Source organism: Rhizobium sp. NPDC090279 (assembly GCF_044769665.1).
GTDB lineage: Bacteria > Pseudomonadota > Alphaproteobacteria > Rhizobiales > Rhizobiaceae > Rhizobium.
The window spans coordinates 633,696-647,871 of sequence record NZ_JBIVYI010000001.1 but is presented as its reverse complement, the minus strand read 5'-3'; the positions used below and the strand labels follow the sequence as shown (position 1 = coordinate 647,871).

Annotated in this window: 14 protein-coding genes; 5 read left to right on the top strand and 9 right to left on the bottom strand. The window is 60.4% G+C overall.

The genetic code is table 11. The annotated features are described in order from the left end of the window. Positions 1-20: 20 nt before the first annotated feature. The 4 genes from ACIQWP_RS02970 (at position 21) to ACIQWP_RS02955 (ending at position 3,909) form a co-directional block, all read left to right on the top strand. Entirely contained in the window at positions 21-911 is an 891-nt protein-coding gene (locus ACIQWP_RS02970; protein ID WP_402782088.1) for an ABC transporter substrate-binding protein, read from the top strand. Continuing rightward, on the top strand, positions 908-1,852 hold the full coding sequence (locus tag ACIQWP_RS02965; RefSeq protein WP_402782085.1) for an amino acid ABC transporter permease: 945 nt from the start codon (positions 908-910) through the stop codon (positions 1,850-1,852). The genes ACIQWP_RS02970 and ACIQWP_RS02965 overlap by 4 nt, the downstream gene beginning before the upstream one ends. Next, positions 1,849-2,652, top strand: coding sequence for an amino acid ABC transporter ATP-binding protein (locus tag ACIQWP_RS02960; protein ID WP_402782082.1), 804 nt, complete (start codon positions 1,849-1,851; stop codon positions 2,650-2,652). The genes ACIQWP_RS02965 and ACIQWP_RS02960 overlap by 4 nt, the downstream gene beginning before the upstream one ends. Before the next feature lie 75 nt (positions 2,653-2,727). Next, positions 2,728-3,909 carry a M20 aminoacylase family protein gene (locus tag ACIQWP_RS02955; RefSeq protein WP_402782079.1) on the top strand — a complete coding sequence of 394 codons (1,182 nt, stop codon included), beginning with the start codon at positions 2,728-2,730 and terminating at the stop codon, positions 3,907-3,909. 184 nt (positions 3,910-4,093) lie between these two features. On the opposite strand, the gene ACIQWP_RS02950 is transcribed toward ACIQWP_RS02955, so the two are convergent. Both ACIQWP_RS02950 and ACIQWP_RS02945 read right to left on the bottom strand, forming a co-directional pair. Then, positions 4,094-4,270 carry a hypothetical protein gene (locus tag ACIQWP_RS02950; RefSeq protein WP_402782076.1) on the bottom strand — a complete coding sequence of 59 codons (177 nt, stop codon included), beginning with the start codon at positions 4,268-4,270 and terminating at the stop codon, positions 4,094-4,096. A gap of 157 nt (positions 4,271-4,427) precedes the next feature. Then, positions 4,428-5,450 carry a LysR substrate-binding domain-containing protein gene (locus ACIQWP_RS02945; RefSeq protein WP_402782073.1) on the bottom strand — a complete coding sequence of 341 codons (1,023 nt, stop codon included), beginning with the start codon at positions 5,448-5,450 and terminating at the stop codon, positions 4,428-4,430. Between the two features lie 341 nt (positions 5,451-5,791). Between ACIQWP_RS02945 and katG the strand changes: the two genes are divergently transcribed. Beyond that, the gene (gene katG, locus ACIQWP_RS02940; RefSeq protein WP_402782070.1) at positions 5,792-7,990 is read left to right on the top strand and encodes a catalase/peroxidase HPI; all 2,199 of its coding nucleotides are present in this window, start codon (positions 5,792-5,794) and stop codon (positions 7,988-7,990) included. A 100-nt stretch (positions 7,991-8,090) separates the two neighbouring features. On the opposite strand, the gene ACIQWP_RS02935 is transcribed toward katG, so the two are convergent. The 7 genes from ACIQWP_RS02935 to ACIQWP_RS02905 form a co-directional block, all read right to left on the bottom strand. Continuing rightward, positions 8,091-8,960, bottom strand: a complete 870-nt coding sequence (locus ACIQWP_RS02935) for a PhnA-like protein (protein ID WP_402782067.1) — start codon at positions 8,958-8,960, stop codon at positions 8,091-8,093. Positions 8,961-9,092: 132 nt separating this feature from the next. Then, entirely contained in the window at positions 9,093-9,608 is a 516-nt protein-coding gene (locus tag ACIQWP_RS02930) for a DUF992 domain-containing protein (protein ID WP_402782064.1), read from the bottom strand. A 55-nt stretch (positions 9,609-9,663) separates the two neighbouring features. Further along, positions 9,664-9,948 (bottom strand): BON domain-containing protein, encoded by a 285-nt coding sequence (locus ACIQWP_RS02925; RefSeq protein ID WP_402782061.1) that lies wholly within the window; start codon positions 9,946-9,948, stop codon positions 9,664-9,666. A 50-nt stretch (positions 9,949-9,998) separates the two neighbouring features. Then, the gene (locus ACIQWP_RS02920; RefSeq protein ID WP_402782058.1) at positions 9,999-10,178 is read right to left on the bottom strand and encodes a CsbD family protein; all 180 of its coding nucleotides are present in this window, start codon (positions 10,176-10,178) and stop codon (positions 9,999-10,001) included. 197 nt (positions 10,179-10,375) lie between these two features. Then, positions 10,376-11,878 carry a PAS domain S-box protein gene (locus ACIQWP_RS02915; protein ID WP_402782055.1) on the bottom strand — a complete coding sequence of 501 codons (1,503 nt, stop codon included), beginning with the start codon at positions 11,876-11,878 and terminating at the stop codon, positions 10,376-10,378. Between the two features lie 111 nt (positions 11,879-11,989). Then, the gene (locus ACIQWP_RS02910; protein WP_402782052.1) at positions 11,990-12,997 is read right to left on the bottom strand and encodes an aldo/keto reductase; all 1,008 of its coding nucleotides are present in this window, start codon (positions 12,995-12,997) and stop codon (positions 11,990-11,992) included. 211 nt (positions 12,998-13,208) lie between these two features. Then, entirely contained in the window at positions 13,209-14,102 is an 894-nt protein-coding gene (locus tag ACIQWP_RS02905) for a LysR family transcriptional regulator (protein ID WP_402782049.1), read from the bottom strand. Positions 14,103-14,176 lie beyond the last annotated feature (74 nt).

Here is a 14,176-nt window from a genome sequence, read left to right as displayed (position 1 = left end):
AGCAAAAAAGGGGAACAAATATGTCGCTGAAGAAAATGACCTACCTTACCGTGGCAGGCCTGATGATCTCGGGCTCGGCCCTTGCGCAAGACGCCAGCCCGCCGAAACTTTCGGTCAACGCCGATCTGCACGCCAAGCTGCCCGAAGCCCTACGAACCTCCGGCAAGATGATCTCCGTCAACAACGGCTCCTTCCCTCCCTATGAGATCGTCACCGGCACCAAGCTCACCGGCGCCAGCGCGGACCTGACCGACGCGATCGGCGAGATCCTCGGCGTGAAGATCGAGCACGAAAGCGTCAGCGGTCTGCCCGCCATCCTCGCCGGCATCAATTCCGGCCGCTACCAATTCGCCTTCGGCCCGATCGGCGATTTCAAGAGCCGCGAAGAGGCCAATGATTTCGTCGACTGGGTGCAGGAATTCGTCGTCTTCGCCGTCCAGAAGGGCAATCCGAAGGGCATCACCTCGCTCGACAGCGCCTGCGGCCAGCGCATCGCCGTCATGGCCGGCGGATCGGCCGAGAAGGTCATCCAGGTCCAGGCCGAGAAATGCAAGACCGACGGCAAGGGTGCGATCGAGGTCCAGTCCTTCACCGACCAGCCGAGCTCGATCCTCGCCGTCCGCTCCAAGCGTTCCGACGCCTTCTTCTCTTCGCAGGCGCCGCTCACCTATTTCGTTTCGCAGGCCAACGGCCAGCTGGAACTGACCGGCGTCGGCCAGAAGAACGGTTTCGAGGATCTCTATCAGGGCGCAGTCGTGCCGAAGGGCTCGCCGCTCGGCCCCATTCTCAAGGATGCCGTCAAGGTTCTGATGGACAATGGCACTTATGCCGCCATCATGAAGAAATGGGGCCTTGAGAACAACATGATCAAGGAACCCGGTATCAATCTTGGCGGGACGTTGCCGAAATGAGTACGAACACCGGATATATCGCATCGCCTTCAGGCGATGCGGCCGAACGGGATGTGGCGAATGCCCATAAACCGTTTCCGAAGGGCCGTGTGGCGGCTTGGGTGATAACCCTCGCGATCGCGGCCTATTTTGCCTGGTCGGTTGCCAACAACGAGAACTTTGGCTGGCACGTCGTCGGCCAGTATTTCTTCGATCCCGTCGTTATCAGCGGCCTCTATGTCTCGCTTGGCCTGACCGTCGTCGCCATGGCGGTTGGCATCGTGCTCGGCCTGCTGCTGGCGATCGCGCGGCTGTCGAAGGATACGCTCGCAAGCTCGCTCGCCTCGCTGTTCATCTGGTTCTTCCGCGGCACGCCGCTGCTGGTGCAGCTGATCTTCTGGTACAATCTCTCGACGCTCTTCCCGACGCTCTCGATCGGCATTCCCTTCGGCCCGACCTTCGTCAGCTGGGACACGAATTCCGTCATCAGCCCGATGACGGCGGCCATTGCCGGCCTGGCGCTGAATGAAGCTGCCTATATGGCGGAGATCATCCGCGGCGGCCTGCTTTCGGTCGACAGGGGCCAGTTCGAGACGGCCGAAGCCTTCGGCATGACGCGCATCCGCGCGCTCCGCCGCATCATCATCCCGCAGGCCATGCGCTCCATCGTGCCGCCGACGGGCAACCAGCTCATCAGCATGATCAAGGCGACCTCGCTCGTCAGTGTCATCGCCATGGCAGACCTGCTTTACTCCGTGCAGTCGATCTACAACCGCACCTTCGAAGTCGTCCCGATGCTGCTCGTCGCCGTCATCTGGTATCTGCTGATTACCTCGGTGCTGAACATCGGCCAGAGCTACATCGAGCGCTATTATAGCCGCGCCGACCGCCGTTCCGGCGCGGCGAAGGCCGTAAAGGGCAGCTCGCCGGCGCTCGTGCCGGCACAGGAGGCGGGCCAATGAACGCCCCGATGAATATCCCAACGGGTACCAAGGCCAACGTGCGGCCGCTGGTACAGGCGCGTAACGTCCACAAATCCTTCGAAAACCTCGAAGTCCTGAAAGGCATCGACCTTGATGTCGCACCAGGCGAAGTGGTCGTCATTCTCGGGCCATCCGGTTCCGGCAAGTCGACCTTCCTGCGCTGCATCAATCATCTGGAATCGATCAATCGCGGCTCGATCGAGGTTGATGGCGAGCAGATCGGCTACCGGCTCAACAAGGGCCGGCTCGTCAAACTGTCCAACCACGCGATCGCGCTGCAGCGGCGCAAGATCGGCATGGTATTCCAGCAGTTCAATCTCTACCCGCATATGACGGCGCTGCAGAATGTCATCGAGGCGCCGATCGGCATCCATGGCGAAAGCCGCAAACAGGCGACGGAGAACGCGCTCGCACTCCTCGACCGCGTCGGGCTTTCGACCAAGGCCAACAACTACCCTAGGCAGCTTTCCGGCGGCCAGCAGCAGCGCGTGGCGATCGCCAGAGCACTGGCGATCAAGCCGAAGCTGATGTTGTTCGACGAGCCGACTTCGGCGCTCGATCCGGAACTGGTCGGCGAAGTGCTGGCAACCATGCGCGATCTCGCCAGCCAGGGCCTGACCATGATCGTCGTCACCCACGAGATCGGCTTTGCCCGCGAAGCGGCCGACCGCGTCGTCTTCATGGATGGCGGCAAGATCGTCGAACAGGGCAAGCCGGAGGATGTGATCGGCAATCCGCAGCATCCGCGCACCAGAAGCTTCCTGTCGCGCTTCATCTAGCGCGACAGCTCCATCATCAGTAAAGCCTGCACGCTCTATGGCGGATGGCGGCTCAAGCGAACCATTGGAATAGCCATGACCCTCGACAACGATTTCGCCCGGCTCTCGGACTTCGAGCCGATGAAGGCCGAACTGACTGGCATCCGCCGGCATCTGCACGCCAATCCCGAGCTTTCCTTCGAAGAAGCGGAAACCGCACGCTTCGTTGCCGAGAAGCTGGAAGCCTGGGGTTATGAAGTGACGCGCAATGTCGGTGGCCACGGCGTCGTCGCGCGCATGACTGTTGGAGCCGGCAAGAAGAGCATCGCCATCCGCGCCGATATGGACGCCCTGCCGATCACCGAGCAGACCGGCCATACCTATGCCAGCAAGGTGCCGGGCAAGATGCATGCCTGCGGCCACGACGGCCATACGACCATGCTGCTGGGGGCTGCCGAATATCTTGCCCGCACCCGCCGCTTCAACGGCACGGTCAATCTCATCTTCCAGCCCGCCGAGGAGGCGGGGGCGGTGAGCGGCGCCCCGGCAATGATTAGGGATGGCCTCTTCGAACGCTTCCCCTTCGACGTCATTTACGGGCTGCACAATCATCCGGGTGCTGCGGAAGGCACCTGGCTGTTGCGCTCCGGCCCGCTGATGGCGGCAGCGGACACGGTCGAGATCACCATCACAGGCAAAGGCGGCCATGCGTCGCGCCCGCATCTGACCATCGATCCCGTCGTCATCGCCTGCAATCTCGTCGTCAGCCTGCAGACGATCGTTGCCCGCAGCATCGACCCGACACAGACGGCCGTGGTGACGGTCGGCGCCATCCATGCCGGCGAGGCTTCAAACGTCATTCCGGAAAGCGCGAAGATGCTGCTCACCGTCCGCTCCTTCGATCCGAAGGTGCGTGAATTGCTCGAGGCTCGCATCCGCAAGCTGACAGAATCCATCGTTGACGGCTATGGTGCGAGCGTCGAAATCGACTACACCCACGGTCATCCGGTCGTCGTCAATTCCGAAAAGGAAACGGAGTTCGCGCGCATGGTTGCAGAAGAACTCGTCGGCGCCGACAAGGTCACCACCTGTAGCCTCATTCCCGGCAGCGAGGACTTCTCTCATTACCTGGAACACAAGCCCGGCAGCTTCCTGCGCCTCGGCAATGGCTTGAACTCGGCCATTCTCCACAGTGCCAAGTATGATTTCGCCGACGAAAGCCTGACCGTCGGCGCCGCCATGTGGGCACGGCTGACCGAGCGCTATCTCGACGCCTGAAGCAATCTTGCGAAGCGCATCACCCGGTAAACAACGGAGCAAACGACAACCCTGGCCATGAGCCGGGGCTGATCCGCTTCTGGGTTGTGACGGGAAGAGGAGAAGTGCCGAGATTGACCTCACCGGAGCTCTCATCAGCAGAGCACGGTAGCAGAGCACGGTGCGATCCGGTCTCCTTAAATGATTACTTGTCGACGGATGTCAGGCTGTCGGACGCTCCCGGCGCTGTCTGGGCAGGCGTCTCGGTGGAGAGCGCGATCTTCACCGGAACGCTCTGAGCCTGTACCAGCCGCCATTCATTTTCCAGGCGATCAATCACATACGTAGGAATTTCATCTCTTACGTTTTCAAATTCTTGCATCACGACCTCCATTGTCATGCATCCTTGGCATGACATGGAAGAGTTTCTTTGTAAATCAAGGCATTAAACTATTTAAACGATTAAAATAGTTTCAATCGTTTGAAATATCCCGGCCTGTGGAAAAGCTGCGAACAGCGTTAATGTGACGATGCGAGAGCTATCCGCCTGGCGCTGGATCATCGGCGGCGTCAAACAAGACGCCCTTCCCGGCTCGCCTTGCGGCTTTCTTCTGCAACCGTCCATCAAGCTCCAGATCCTGCGTGCGCCAGATCGAATCATGCTGCTCGCGCATGACGTCCGCAGCCTCGCGGACCACTTCGGAAATCTGCATCAGCTGCTTGGCGAGAGGGCTCGTCCTGCGCCAGATCATGCCGATCGTCCGTGAAGGCTGGGGACTTTGAAAGCGCACGGTGGAAACCGAGGCGGAACGGGTTTCCACCGCCACGGCCATCTCCGGTATCAAGGTGACGCCGATGCCGGCGCTGACCATCTGCACCAGTGTCGACAGCGAGCTGCCGTCCATTAGTTCCCGTGGGAGCGCCGACTGTATATTGCAGAAGGAGAGCGCCTGATCGCGGAAACAATGGCCCTCCTCCAGCAACAACAGCCGCATCTCGCGAAGCGCCTCGCGGTTGGGAACGGGCTTGCCTTCGTCCTCGCTCGGCCGCACCAACACGAAATTTTCCGCAAACAGCGGCACCTCCGTCAAAGATGCCTCGGAGATGGGCAGGGCGACGATCGCCGTATCCAGTCTCCCCTCCTCCAGTTCCTCGACCAGTTTCGATGTCAGGGTCTCGCGCACATGAATATCGAGCCCGTCATATATCCGGGAGAGATTGCCGATGATGCTCGGCAGCAGATAGGGCGCGACCGTCGGGATGATGCCGATCCGCAATCGGCCGACCGGCTGATTGTGTGATGCGCGGGCAAGGTCTCCCAGCTCGTCGACGGAACGCAGGATGTCGCGGACACGGATCGCAAACGCCTCTCCGAAATTGGTCAACCGAACCTGGCGCGCGCTCCTTTCGAAGAGATCCGTGCCGAGTTGCTCCTCCAGTTCCTTGATCTGCATCGACAGGGCGGGCTGGGAGATCGCACATAGATCCGCGGCACGCCCGAAGTGGCCGTGCCGGGCCAGCGCTTCGAAATAGCGCAGCTGTTTGAGAGTGAGGTTCGTCATAAGTTTATCTTATCGCGCCAATCAGGAAATCCAACTTAAATTAATGGAGAGCCTTGGCTATAGTGCCGCGGCAAGGATGAGATGCGGCCGCCCGTCACACGAAGCTCACATTGGGAGCATTGACTGCGTTCAGTTCATCGATGTGCGGGGCGTTGGAAGGCAGAGGACCCAAGCTTTGCCTGTTTTCACGTCCTTGTTTCGTGCAAGACCAGAACAACGGGAAATTCATGCGTCTGACATGTCGCCGCCATGCCCGCCTTCAAGCCGGACCATTTCCCGGAGGGCTGGCAAAACTCCATCTCCGGTCGTCACAATTCAAATCATCGTAAGGGAGAAAAATTATGGATAATAAAGTCGAAAATGCCGGCAAGTGTCCGTTTCCGCATGGAAACACGAGCGTTTCGGCCCGTTCGAACCGTGACTGGTGGCCGAACCAGCTGAACCTTCGGATTCTTCACCAGAACACGGCGCTATCCAGCCCGATGGGCAAGGCATTCAACTATGCCGAGGAATTCAAGAAGCTCGATCTGGAGGCTCTGAAGAAAGACCTCACCGCCCTGATGACGGATTCGCAGGAATGGTGGCCGGCCGACTTCGGCCATTATGGCCCGCTCTTCATCCGCATGGCCTGGCACAGCGCCGGCACCTACCGCACCGGCGACGGCCGCGGCGGCGCCTCTTCCGGCACGCAGCGTTTCGCACCGCTCAACAGCTGGCCTGACAACGTCAACCTCGACAAGGCTCGCCGCCTGCTCTGGCCGATCAAGCAGAAATACGGCAACAGCATCTCCTGGGCCGACCTGCTGATCCTCACCGGTAACGTCGCGCTGGAATCCATGGGCTTCAAGACTTTCGGCTTCGGCGGCGGCCGCGAAGACATCTGGGAACCGGAAGAAGACATCTATTGGGGTGCGGAAGACACCTGGCTCGCCGACAAGCGCTATAGCGGCGACCGCGATCTGGAAAACCCGCTCGCAGCCGTGCAGATGGGCCTCATCTACGTCAACCCGGAAGGCCCGAACGGTAATCCTGACCCGCTCGCCGCAGCGCGCGACATTCGCGAAACCTTCGCCCGCATGGCCATGAACGACGAGGAAACCGTCGCCCTCATCGCCGGCGGCCATACCTTCGGCAAGACGCATGGCGCTGGCGATGCAGCCCATGTCGGCCCGGAGCCGGAAGCAGCAGGCATCGAAGAACAGGGCCTCGGCTGGAAGAACAGCTTCCGCAGCGGCAAGGGCGGTGACGCAATCGGCAGCGGCCTCGAAGTCACCTGGACCTCGACGCCGACCAAGTGGAGCAACAATTTCTTCTGGAACCTGTTCGGCTACGAATGGGAACTGACGAAGAGCCCGGCTGGCGCGCATCAGTGGACCCCGAAGCACGGCGCAGGCGCCAACTCGGTGCCCGATGCGCACGACAAGTCCAAGCGTCACGCTCCGTCCATGCTGACCACGGACCTGGCATTGCGCTTCGACCCGGCCTACGAAAAGATCTCGCGGCACTTCTTTGAAAACCCGGATGCCTTTGCCGACGCCTTCGCCCGCGCCTGGTTCAAGCTGACCCACCGGGACATGGGCCCGCGCGTCCGCTATCTCGGCCCGGAAGTGCCGAGCGAAGAGCTCATCTGGCAGGACCCGATCCCGGCTGCCGGTCACGCATCGATCGATGCCAACGATGTCGCCAAGCTCAAAGGCGAGATCGCGGCATCGGGCCTGACCATCTCGCAGCTGGTATCGACCGCCTGGGCTTCGGCCTCCACCTTCCGCGGCTCCGACAAGCGCGGCGGCGCAAACGGCGCCCGCATCCGCCTTTCTCCGCAGAAGGAGTGGGACGCCAACCAGCCGGCCCAGCTTGCTTCCGTGCTGCAGACGCTCGAAGGCATCCAGAAGAAGTTCAACGATGCCCAGACCGGCGGCAAGTCGGTATCGCTTGCCGATCTGATCGTTCTCGGCGGCTCCGTCGCCGTCGAACAGGCAGCGAAGAAGGGCGGCCATGACGTGGTCGTGCCGTTTGCTCCGGGCCGTACCGATGCGACGCAGGAACAGACCGATGTCGAGGCCTTTGCCGTTCTCGAGCCGATCGTCGACGGCTTCCGCAACTACCAGCGGCAGGCCTACACCGTCTCTACGGAAGAGCTGCTGATCGACAAGGCGCAGCTGCTGACACTGACAGCTCCGGAAATGACCGCGCTAGTCGGTGGTCTGCGTGCGCTGAACGCCAATGTCGGCCAGAGCCAGCACGGCGTCTTCACCAAGCGTCCGGAGGCGCTCACCAACGACTTCTTCGTGAACCTGCTCGACATGAGCACGGAGTGGAAAGCCGTTTCCGACGCCAAGGACGTCTTCGAAGGGCGCGACCGCGCAACCGGCGACGTGAAGTGGACCGCGACGCGGGCCGATCTCGTCTTCGGTTCCAACTCGCAGCTGCGCGCGATCGCCGAAGTCTACGGCCAAGCCGATGCCGAGAAGAAGTTCGTACAGGACTTCGTCGCAGCCTGGACCAAGGTGATGAACGCCGACCGCTTCGACATCGCGTGAAGTGAACTGGAAAACGTACGGACGCGGCCAATTTCTGGTCGCGTCCGGATTATCATGTCGTCCTCCGCAATGCCTCTGCATCAGGGGTATTCTTGTCGGCCTAATACAGATCGCGATTGCTAGCGGCGGCCCAGGCTGCGCCGATCGAAGAGGCGACGATCGCAAGAACGAGCGAGACGAAGGCGACGATGGCCCCTGCTGAAACAACCTTCGCTGTGACCGAAGCCGCCTGAATAGCCTTCGCCTTGGCCGCATCGACGGCTTGATGATACTGCTGTTCGTATTGAGCCACCTCATTCTTCGCCTGATCTGCCGGTATGTTCTGTGCCCGAGCCAAAGCATCTGCTGCACGGGTACGCGCTTCGTCGGCCTTGGCGGGGTCGTCAGTCAGCACGGCCTGGACGGAGACCACGGCTGCCTGACGCAACGCCTGCGGATCATTGCCACTGTTACGGATCTGCTGTTCGATCGCATCGATCGGATTTGGCACACTGCTTATGACAGGCATAGCGCCGACCGTTGCCGTCTGAACCGTTTTTCCGGTGCCGGACAACAGTTCCGTGGCGCCGTTGAAGGCACCGCCGACCACCGCTCCGACCGACGTAGTCAGCAGATAGACGACGATCAGGCTCGAGACTGCCCAGGCGGCAAGTCCATGCAGAATGCCGACGGTGGTGGATATCGATCCGGAAAGACGGCTCGCGATATAGCCGCCGACGAAGGACGCAAGCAGCCCGGAACCGATGAACCAGGCCGCCCCGGTGAGCGAGGCTGTGAGACCGGGCGCATCGTGGCTGCCGGCTGGATTGACGATGGCCGCGCCGATACCGACACCGAGAAGGTTCAGTACAATCTGAACGGCAAGGGCGATCGCGCTCGCTGCGAGGATCGCACCCCAAGATGTTCGGTGGACAAGCAACGCATCTGCGGATGACGGGAAACTGGTATTGTAGCTAACGGTTTCACTCACGGAACTGACCTCGCGACGTGTTCTTTGGGAGCGGGTAGCACTCTGCTAACCCGCTAATTTTCTGGAATGAGAATGAATATGGAAGTGGCAACGGCGCGCCTGTGTGGATGGGGTCGCCGTTGCCGGCACCTATCAGCTGGCAGGGCTCAGTTGCAGGCGCGAAACGCCAGCAGCCACATTGAGACCGGTTCCGGCCTCAGCGCTCAGCGGCTGCAAGGCAAAGTTCTTGGAATTGCCGCCAACCAGGGCGTTGGCACCGAGGCCGAGACCGACGGAAGCACCGGCGGAGGCGCCGACATAGGTGCCGGCGAGAGCGCCTTCACCGACGCGCGTTGGTGCGGTATTGACGACCACCCAGCTCAGATAGGTCTTGCCGGTAATCCCGACATCGATACCGAGTTTGCCAATGCTCCCGGTATAGCGCTCGACCTTGCCGGACCGCTGCTTGAAGGTGCAGCTGACCTTCTTGTTGGAACCGATGATCATGCCAACGCCGCCTGCGACCTCGCAAGACAGTGTCCCAAGGCGTTCCTTCGGCTGAGAAGCGACCTGTGTCGACCGCTTCTCCGGATGATGAGTGCTGGCGGCCGAGGCCACGGAACCCAGCGCAACAGTGATGGCCGCAGCCGCGATAATAATCTCTTTCATGGTTTTCTCCTTCGGGAGCCTGAACGCCGTCGTCAGCGCGATTGGCGCCAGGATGCTAGGCGCCGGCCTCGGACTGGTCCGACGGCCCTCGGTCGGCGCGAATAGCTATATTGTTGATGATGCGAATTCCGGCGTATTCGCCGGCGATCCCAAGAGCCCGCTCGCGGGCTTCGTCGGATGATGCGACGCCCGACAGGATAATCGCGCCCTCTACGGCGGTAACGTCGATATGCGAGGCTTCCAACCCTTCGGCATAGGCAATCAGGCAGCGGATAGCTGCGCAGGTCGCGCAGCTATCCGACGATGTCGGTAGCGATGAAAGCTTGGCCAGGAAGAGCATCGATGAGCCTCGGCAAGATCGCAAGAGCGGGATTCGCGCGCCTTCTGGCGTCAGCGAAGCGCATTCTTGATGGCGTCCTTGGCCTTGCCGACCTTGGATTGGATCTTCCCTTCCATCTTCTCGGCAGTACCTTCTGCCTGAAGCTGATCGTTTCCCGTCAGCTTTCCCGCGGCCTCCTTGATAGAGCCGCTTACTTCCTTGACTGCACCTTTGACACGGTTCTTATCCATTGTCCTGTCTCCTTGGTTTTCAAAAGAAGAGGTGTCGGCACTCGACCGAAACCATGAACAATGAAGTAGGGCGCCGCTACAGATGCGTGCAGAGCAGAAAATACTATTGAGGTTAGTATAAAATCGCCTTTTTGTCGCCACGCATGCCTATTTTCCTTAAAGCGGGGCAATCGGGCGGAGCCCGAATGCCGCTGCATTCACCGTGATTTCTTCCCTTTGGAGACCGCCGATATACCGGTAAATCCGCGCTCCCTCGCCCAGATCACCGCTGCCGAGCGCCGATTGATCCCGATCTTCGCATAGAGCGAGGCAACATGATTGCGGATCGTGTTTCTGGAGAGATGCAGCGTCTCGCTCATTTCCGCGTCACTTTGGCCACGGCAGATCAAGGCGAGAATTTCTCTTTCACGGTCGCTAAGGTCGAGAATCTGCGCCGATGGCACCTTGCCGTTGGAAACCTGTCGCACGGTCGCAAGCCGATCGACTATGGAGCGGCTGAACCAGGACGTATCGGCCATCACGCTCTCTATGGCTTCAACCAGCTCAGCTTCGCTGCGTCTGCGCTCCGTAACATCCTGCACCGACCAGATGACGCATTGCTGGTCACTGATCTCGACACGCTCGGCGGAGACGAGGCAATCCGCAAGGCTGCCGTCTTTCTGTGTCATCCGCATCGCCTCATCGCGAAGCGGCATGTTGTCCAGCAGCTTCCGCTCCATAACGCGCCGGGCAGCCGTATCGCCCCACAGATGCAGCTCGCCTGCTGTCTTGCCGATGACGTCCTCTAGGCGATAACCCGAGAGCTGGACAAAGGCGTCGTTGACCTCTGTGAAGACGAAATCATCCAGGCGGGAAATCGCCGCCGGCGCCGGCGAGAGCCGGAATGACTTCGAGAAGCGCTCCTCGCTTTGACGGAGCGCATTCTGAGCCTTTCTCCGTGCATCGAGATCGGCAAAGGTGAACAACATGCATGGTTCCTCGCCGACGGCAATGGGCTCGCCAGCGATGATGACGAGCCGGTCGCTACCATCGGGCAGCGGGATCAGGGCCTCGCGCTGACGAATCAGGCGCCCTTCCGCAAGCTTTGCCAGCGCATCCTCGCCCGTGTCGCAATTGGCAAAGAGACCCAACTCGCCGACGGTGTTTCCGATAACCTCTTCCTTGGTGAAGTTCGTCATCTCGACGAAACCCTGGTTGACCCGGATGAAGCGGAGGTCGTCGAGCCGGCAGATCAGGCCAGGGGCGGGATTGGCGTTGAACGCCCGCTCGAAACGCTCCTCCGCTTCGAAAAGCGGCGTCTCGTCGCGAATGATGAGGGCGAGCACGTCCGGACGAGCGCCGGCATCGGAAATGACCAGACTACGAACTGTATGAACCCATACGAGATCGAGGCCCGACGCGGGCGATATCTCGACCGTCACCTCATCGACCGCCTCCCCCTTCAGCAGACGCTCGATGGGATATTGCCCCTCTTCCAGAAGATGGTTGTTGCGATAGCGCAGCGTGAAAGCCTGTCTGTAACCGGCTGCATCGCTGCCCAGTTCCTCGACACCTGAAACTCTGTGCATTTGCAAGGCGGCGTTGTTCGCCCAGGAAATCTCGCCCTCAGGGTCAAGCAGGATGATGCCGTCGCTCAATCCGGCAACGAGTTCACGCAATACGTTCCGATTCACATTCAGTGGCTGCGCCCCGCTGCTCATGCAATGCCTCATATAGACGACTGACAACTGAGATAGGCCAGCCCGCCGATAAGGAAAGCGATTGCGGCCGCCGGTAAATGTCGGCGCCGATAATCACTCGCAAGCCGCAGTTCAGTCCACGCAGCACAGGGGTGCCGCATTCTGCAACGGGAGCGGCAGGGCAATAACAGGATTGGGGATTGTAAGCGCGTCCAGCGTCGCCGTCTGTTCCGGCGAAAGCTGGACCTGCAGTGCGCCGATATCCTCATCGAGTTGTGCCAGCGTGTGAACGCCGATAATCGTCGAGGATACTCCCCGCCGCGCCATTGCCCAGGCAAGGGCGACGCGGGCGGTCGTCGTGCCGAGTTCGTCGGCAACGCGGAACAAGGCGTCAACGATTTCAAGATCTTGCTCGTCGGGCCTTTGCGCCAGTTTCGCTGCGTGACCCGCCATCATACCGCTATTGTTGGCGCGCGTATATTGGCCGCTGATGAGACCGCCGCTCAACGGTGAATGCGAGACGACGCCAAGCCCCAATCCGCGCGCCAGCGGGATGAGCTCGGCTTCAAATAGCCGTGCCGCCAGCGAATATTCGATCTGCAGACCGATGAACGGAGCCCAACCGTTGGACTGCGCCAGGAGATGCGCATGTGCGACCTTCCAGGCCGGCGCATCGGAAATGCCGAAATAACGCAGTTTTCCCGACTGAACGAGATCATGGAGCGCCGCCAGCATTTCTTCCAGAGGCGCCTGAATGTCCCAGTTATCCAGCCAATAGAGATCGAGATAGTCGGTGCGCAGTCGCCGAAGGGCTTGCTCGAAGCCGGCTACGACGGCTTTGCGGCCGAGCGCTTCGCCATGCCACTCGACATCGAACTTGGCGGCAATGACAAGGTGATCGCGTCTGACCGAGTTCTGTACGACATAGCTGCCGACAACCGTCTGGCCGCCCGCTTTCATGGTCCCGTTGCCGGTGTCGAGATAGTTGCCACCGAGTTCGAGATAGCGGCCGAGAACCGCCGCAGGCTGATTTTCACCTGACTGGCGGGCGAAGCCTTCATCGAAAGTCATGGTTCCGAGCGCAAGCGGACTGACGCGCAACTCCGAGCGGCCGAGTGCGGCATAATCTTCAAGATGCATGCATTATCCCCCAGCCGGCCTGCAGCCGCTACATAATTTTATGCGTTATGTAAGAGCATCAAATAGAGGAATTAAGCGGCAATTTGCGATTTTACAATTCGGAAATCCGGATAATCCGCCGGACGTCGTTCAATTTTGCAGGCATAGCCAGGAAGGAGTGGCGCACCATTCATGATTGCGGCCGAGCTCGGCTTAATCCTCACCGGAGCCGTCAATCCCGATAACGCAACGCTTCGACCAGCAGCGAGAAGGCGGCCGAAAGTTGCCGGCGGCTCGGATAATAGAGATGATAGCCGGAAAACGGCACGCACCAGTCTTCCATGACGCGCACCAGCCGCCCCTCCGCCACGTCGGCGGCAACATGGTCTTCCATGACGAAGCCAAGGCCCAATCCCGCCCTCACGGCCCGCACGATCATGCCGACATTGTTGAAGACGAGTTGACCGTCCACCCGCACGCGAAGCTCCCGCCCATCCTTTTCCAGCTCCCAGGCATAGAGGCCACCGGAACTCAGCAAACGCAGATTGACGCAATTGTGCTCGGCAAGTTCGTTCGGCGTCCTCGGCGCTGGATGCTTGGCGAGATATGCCGGAGAACCGACGATGACCATGCGCACATCCGGGCTGATCCTGACCGCGATCATGTCCTTGGCGAGTGCCTCGCCGAGCCGGACACCTGCATCGAAGCGATCGGCAACGATATCACGCAGGCTGGAATCGATGCTGAGTTCGATATGGATGTCCGGATATTGCGGCAGAAGCCCTTCAAGAGCTGGCCAGAGAATAGTGGCGGCCGCGTGCTCCGACGTGGTGATGCGGATGGTTCCCGTGGGCTTTTCGCGCAATTCGCGTAAGGAAGCGAGTTCGCTATCAATGCTTTCGAGCGCCGGGCGAAGCGTGGCAAGCAGCCGCTCGCCCGCTTCCGTCGGCGCGACATTGCGCGTCGTGCGTGTCAACAGGCGTACGCCCAGCCGCGCCTCCAGGCGCCGGATCGTATGGCTGAGGGATGACTGCGACGTGCCGAGTTTCGCGGCGGCACGCGTGAAACTCTTCTCCTCGGCCACAACAGCAAAGGCGTTGAGATCGACCAGTTCTTCTCGCTGCATTCATGAGCCTCGGATATAATTGTATGCGATTTATATTGTATGGTCCCAATTATGCGACAAGTCTAAGGTGCCTT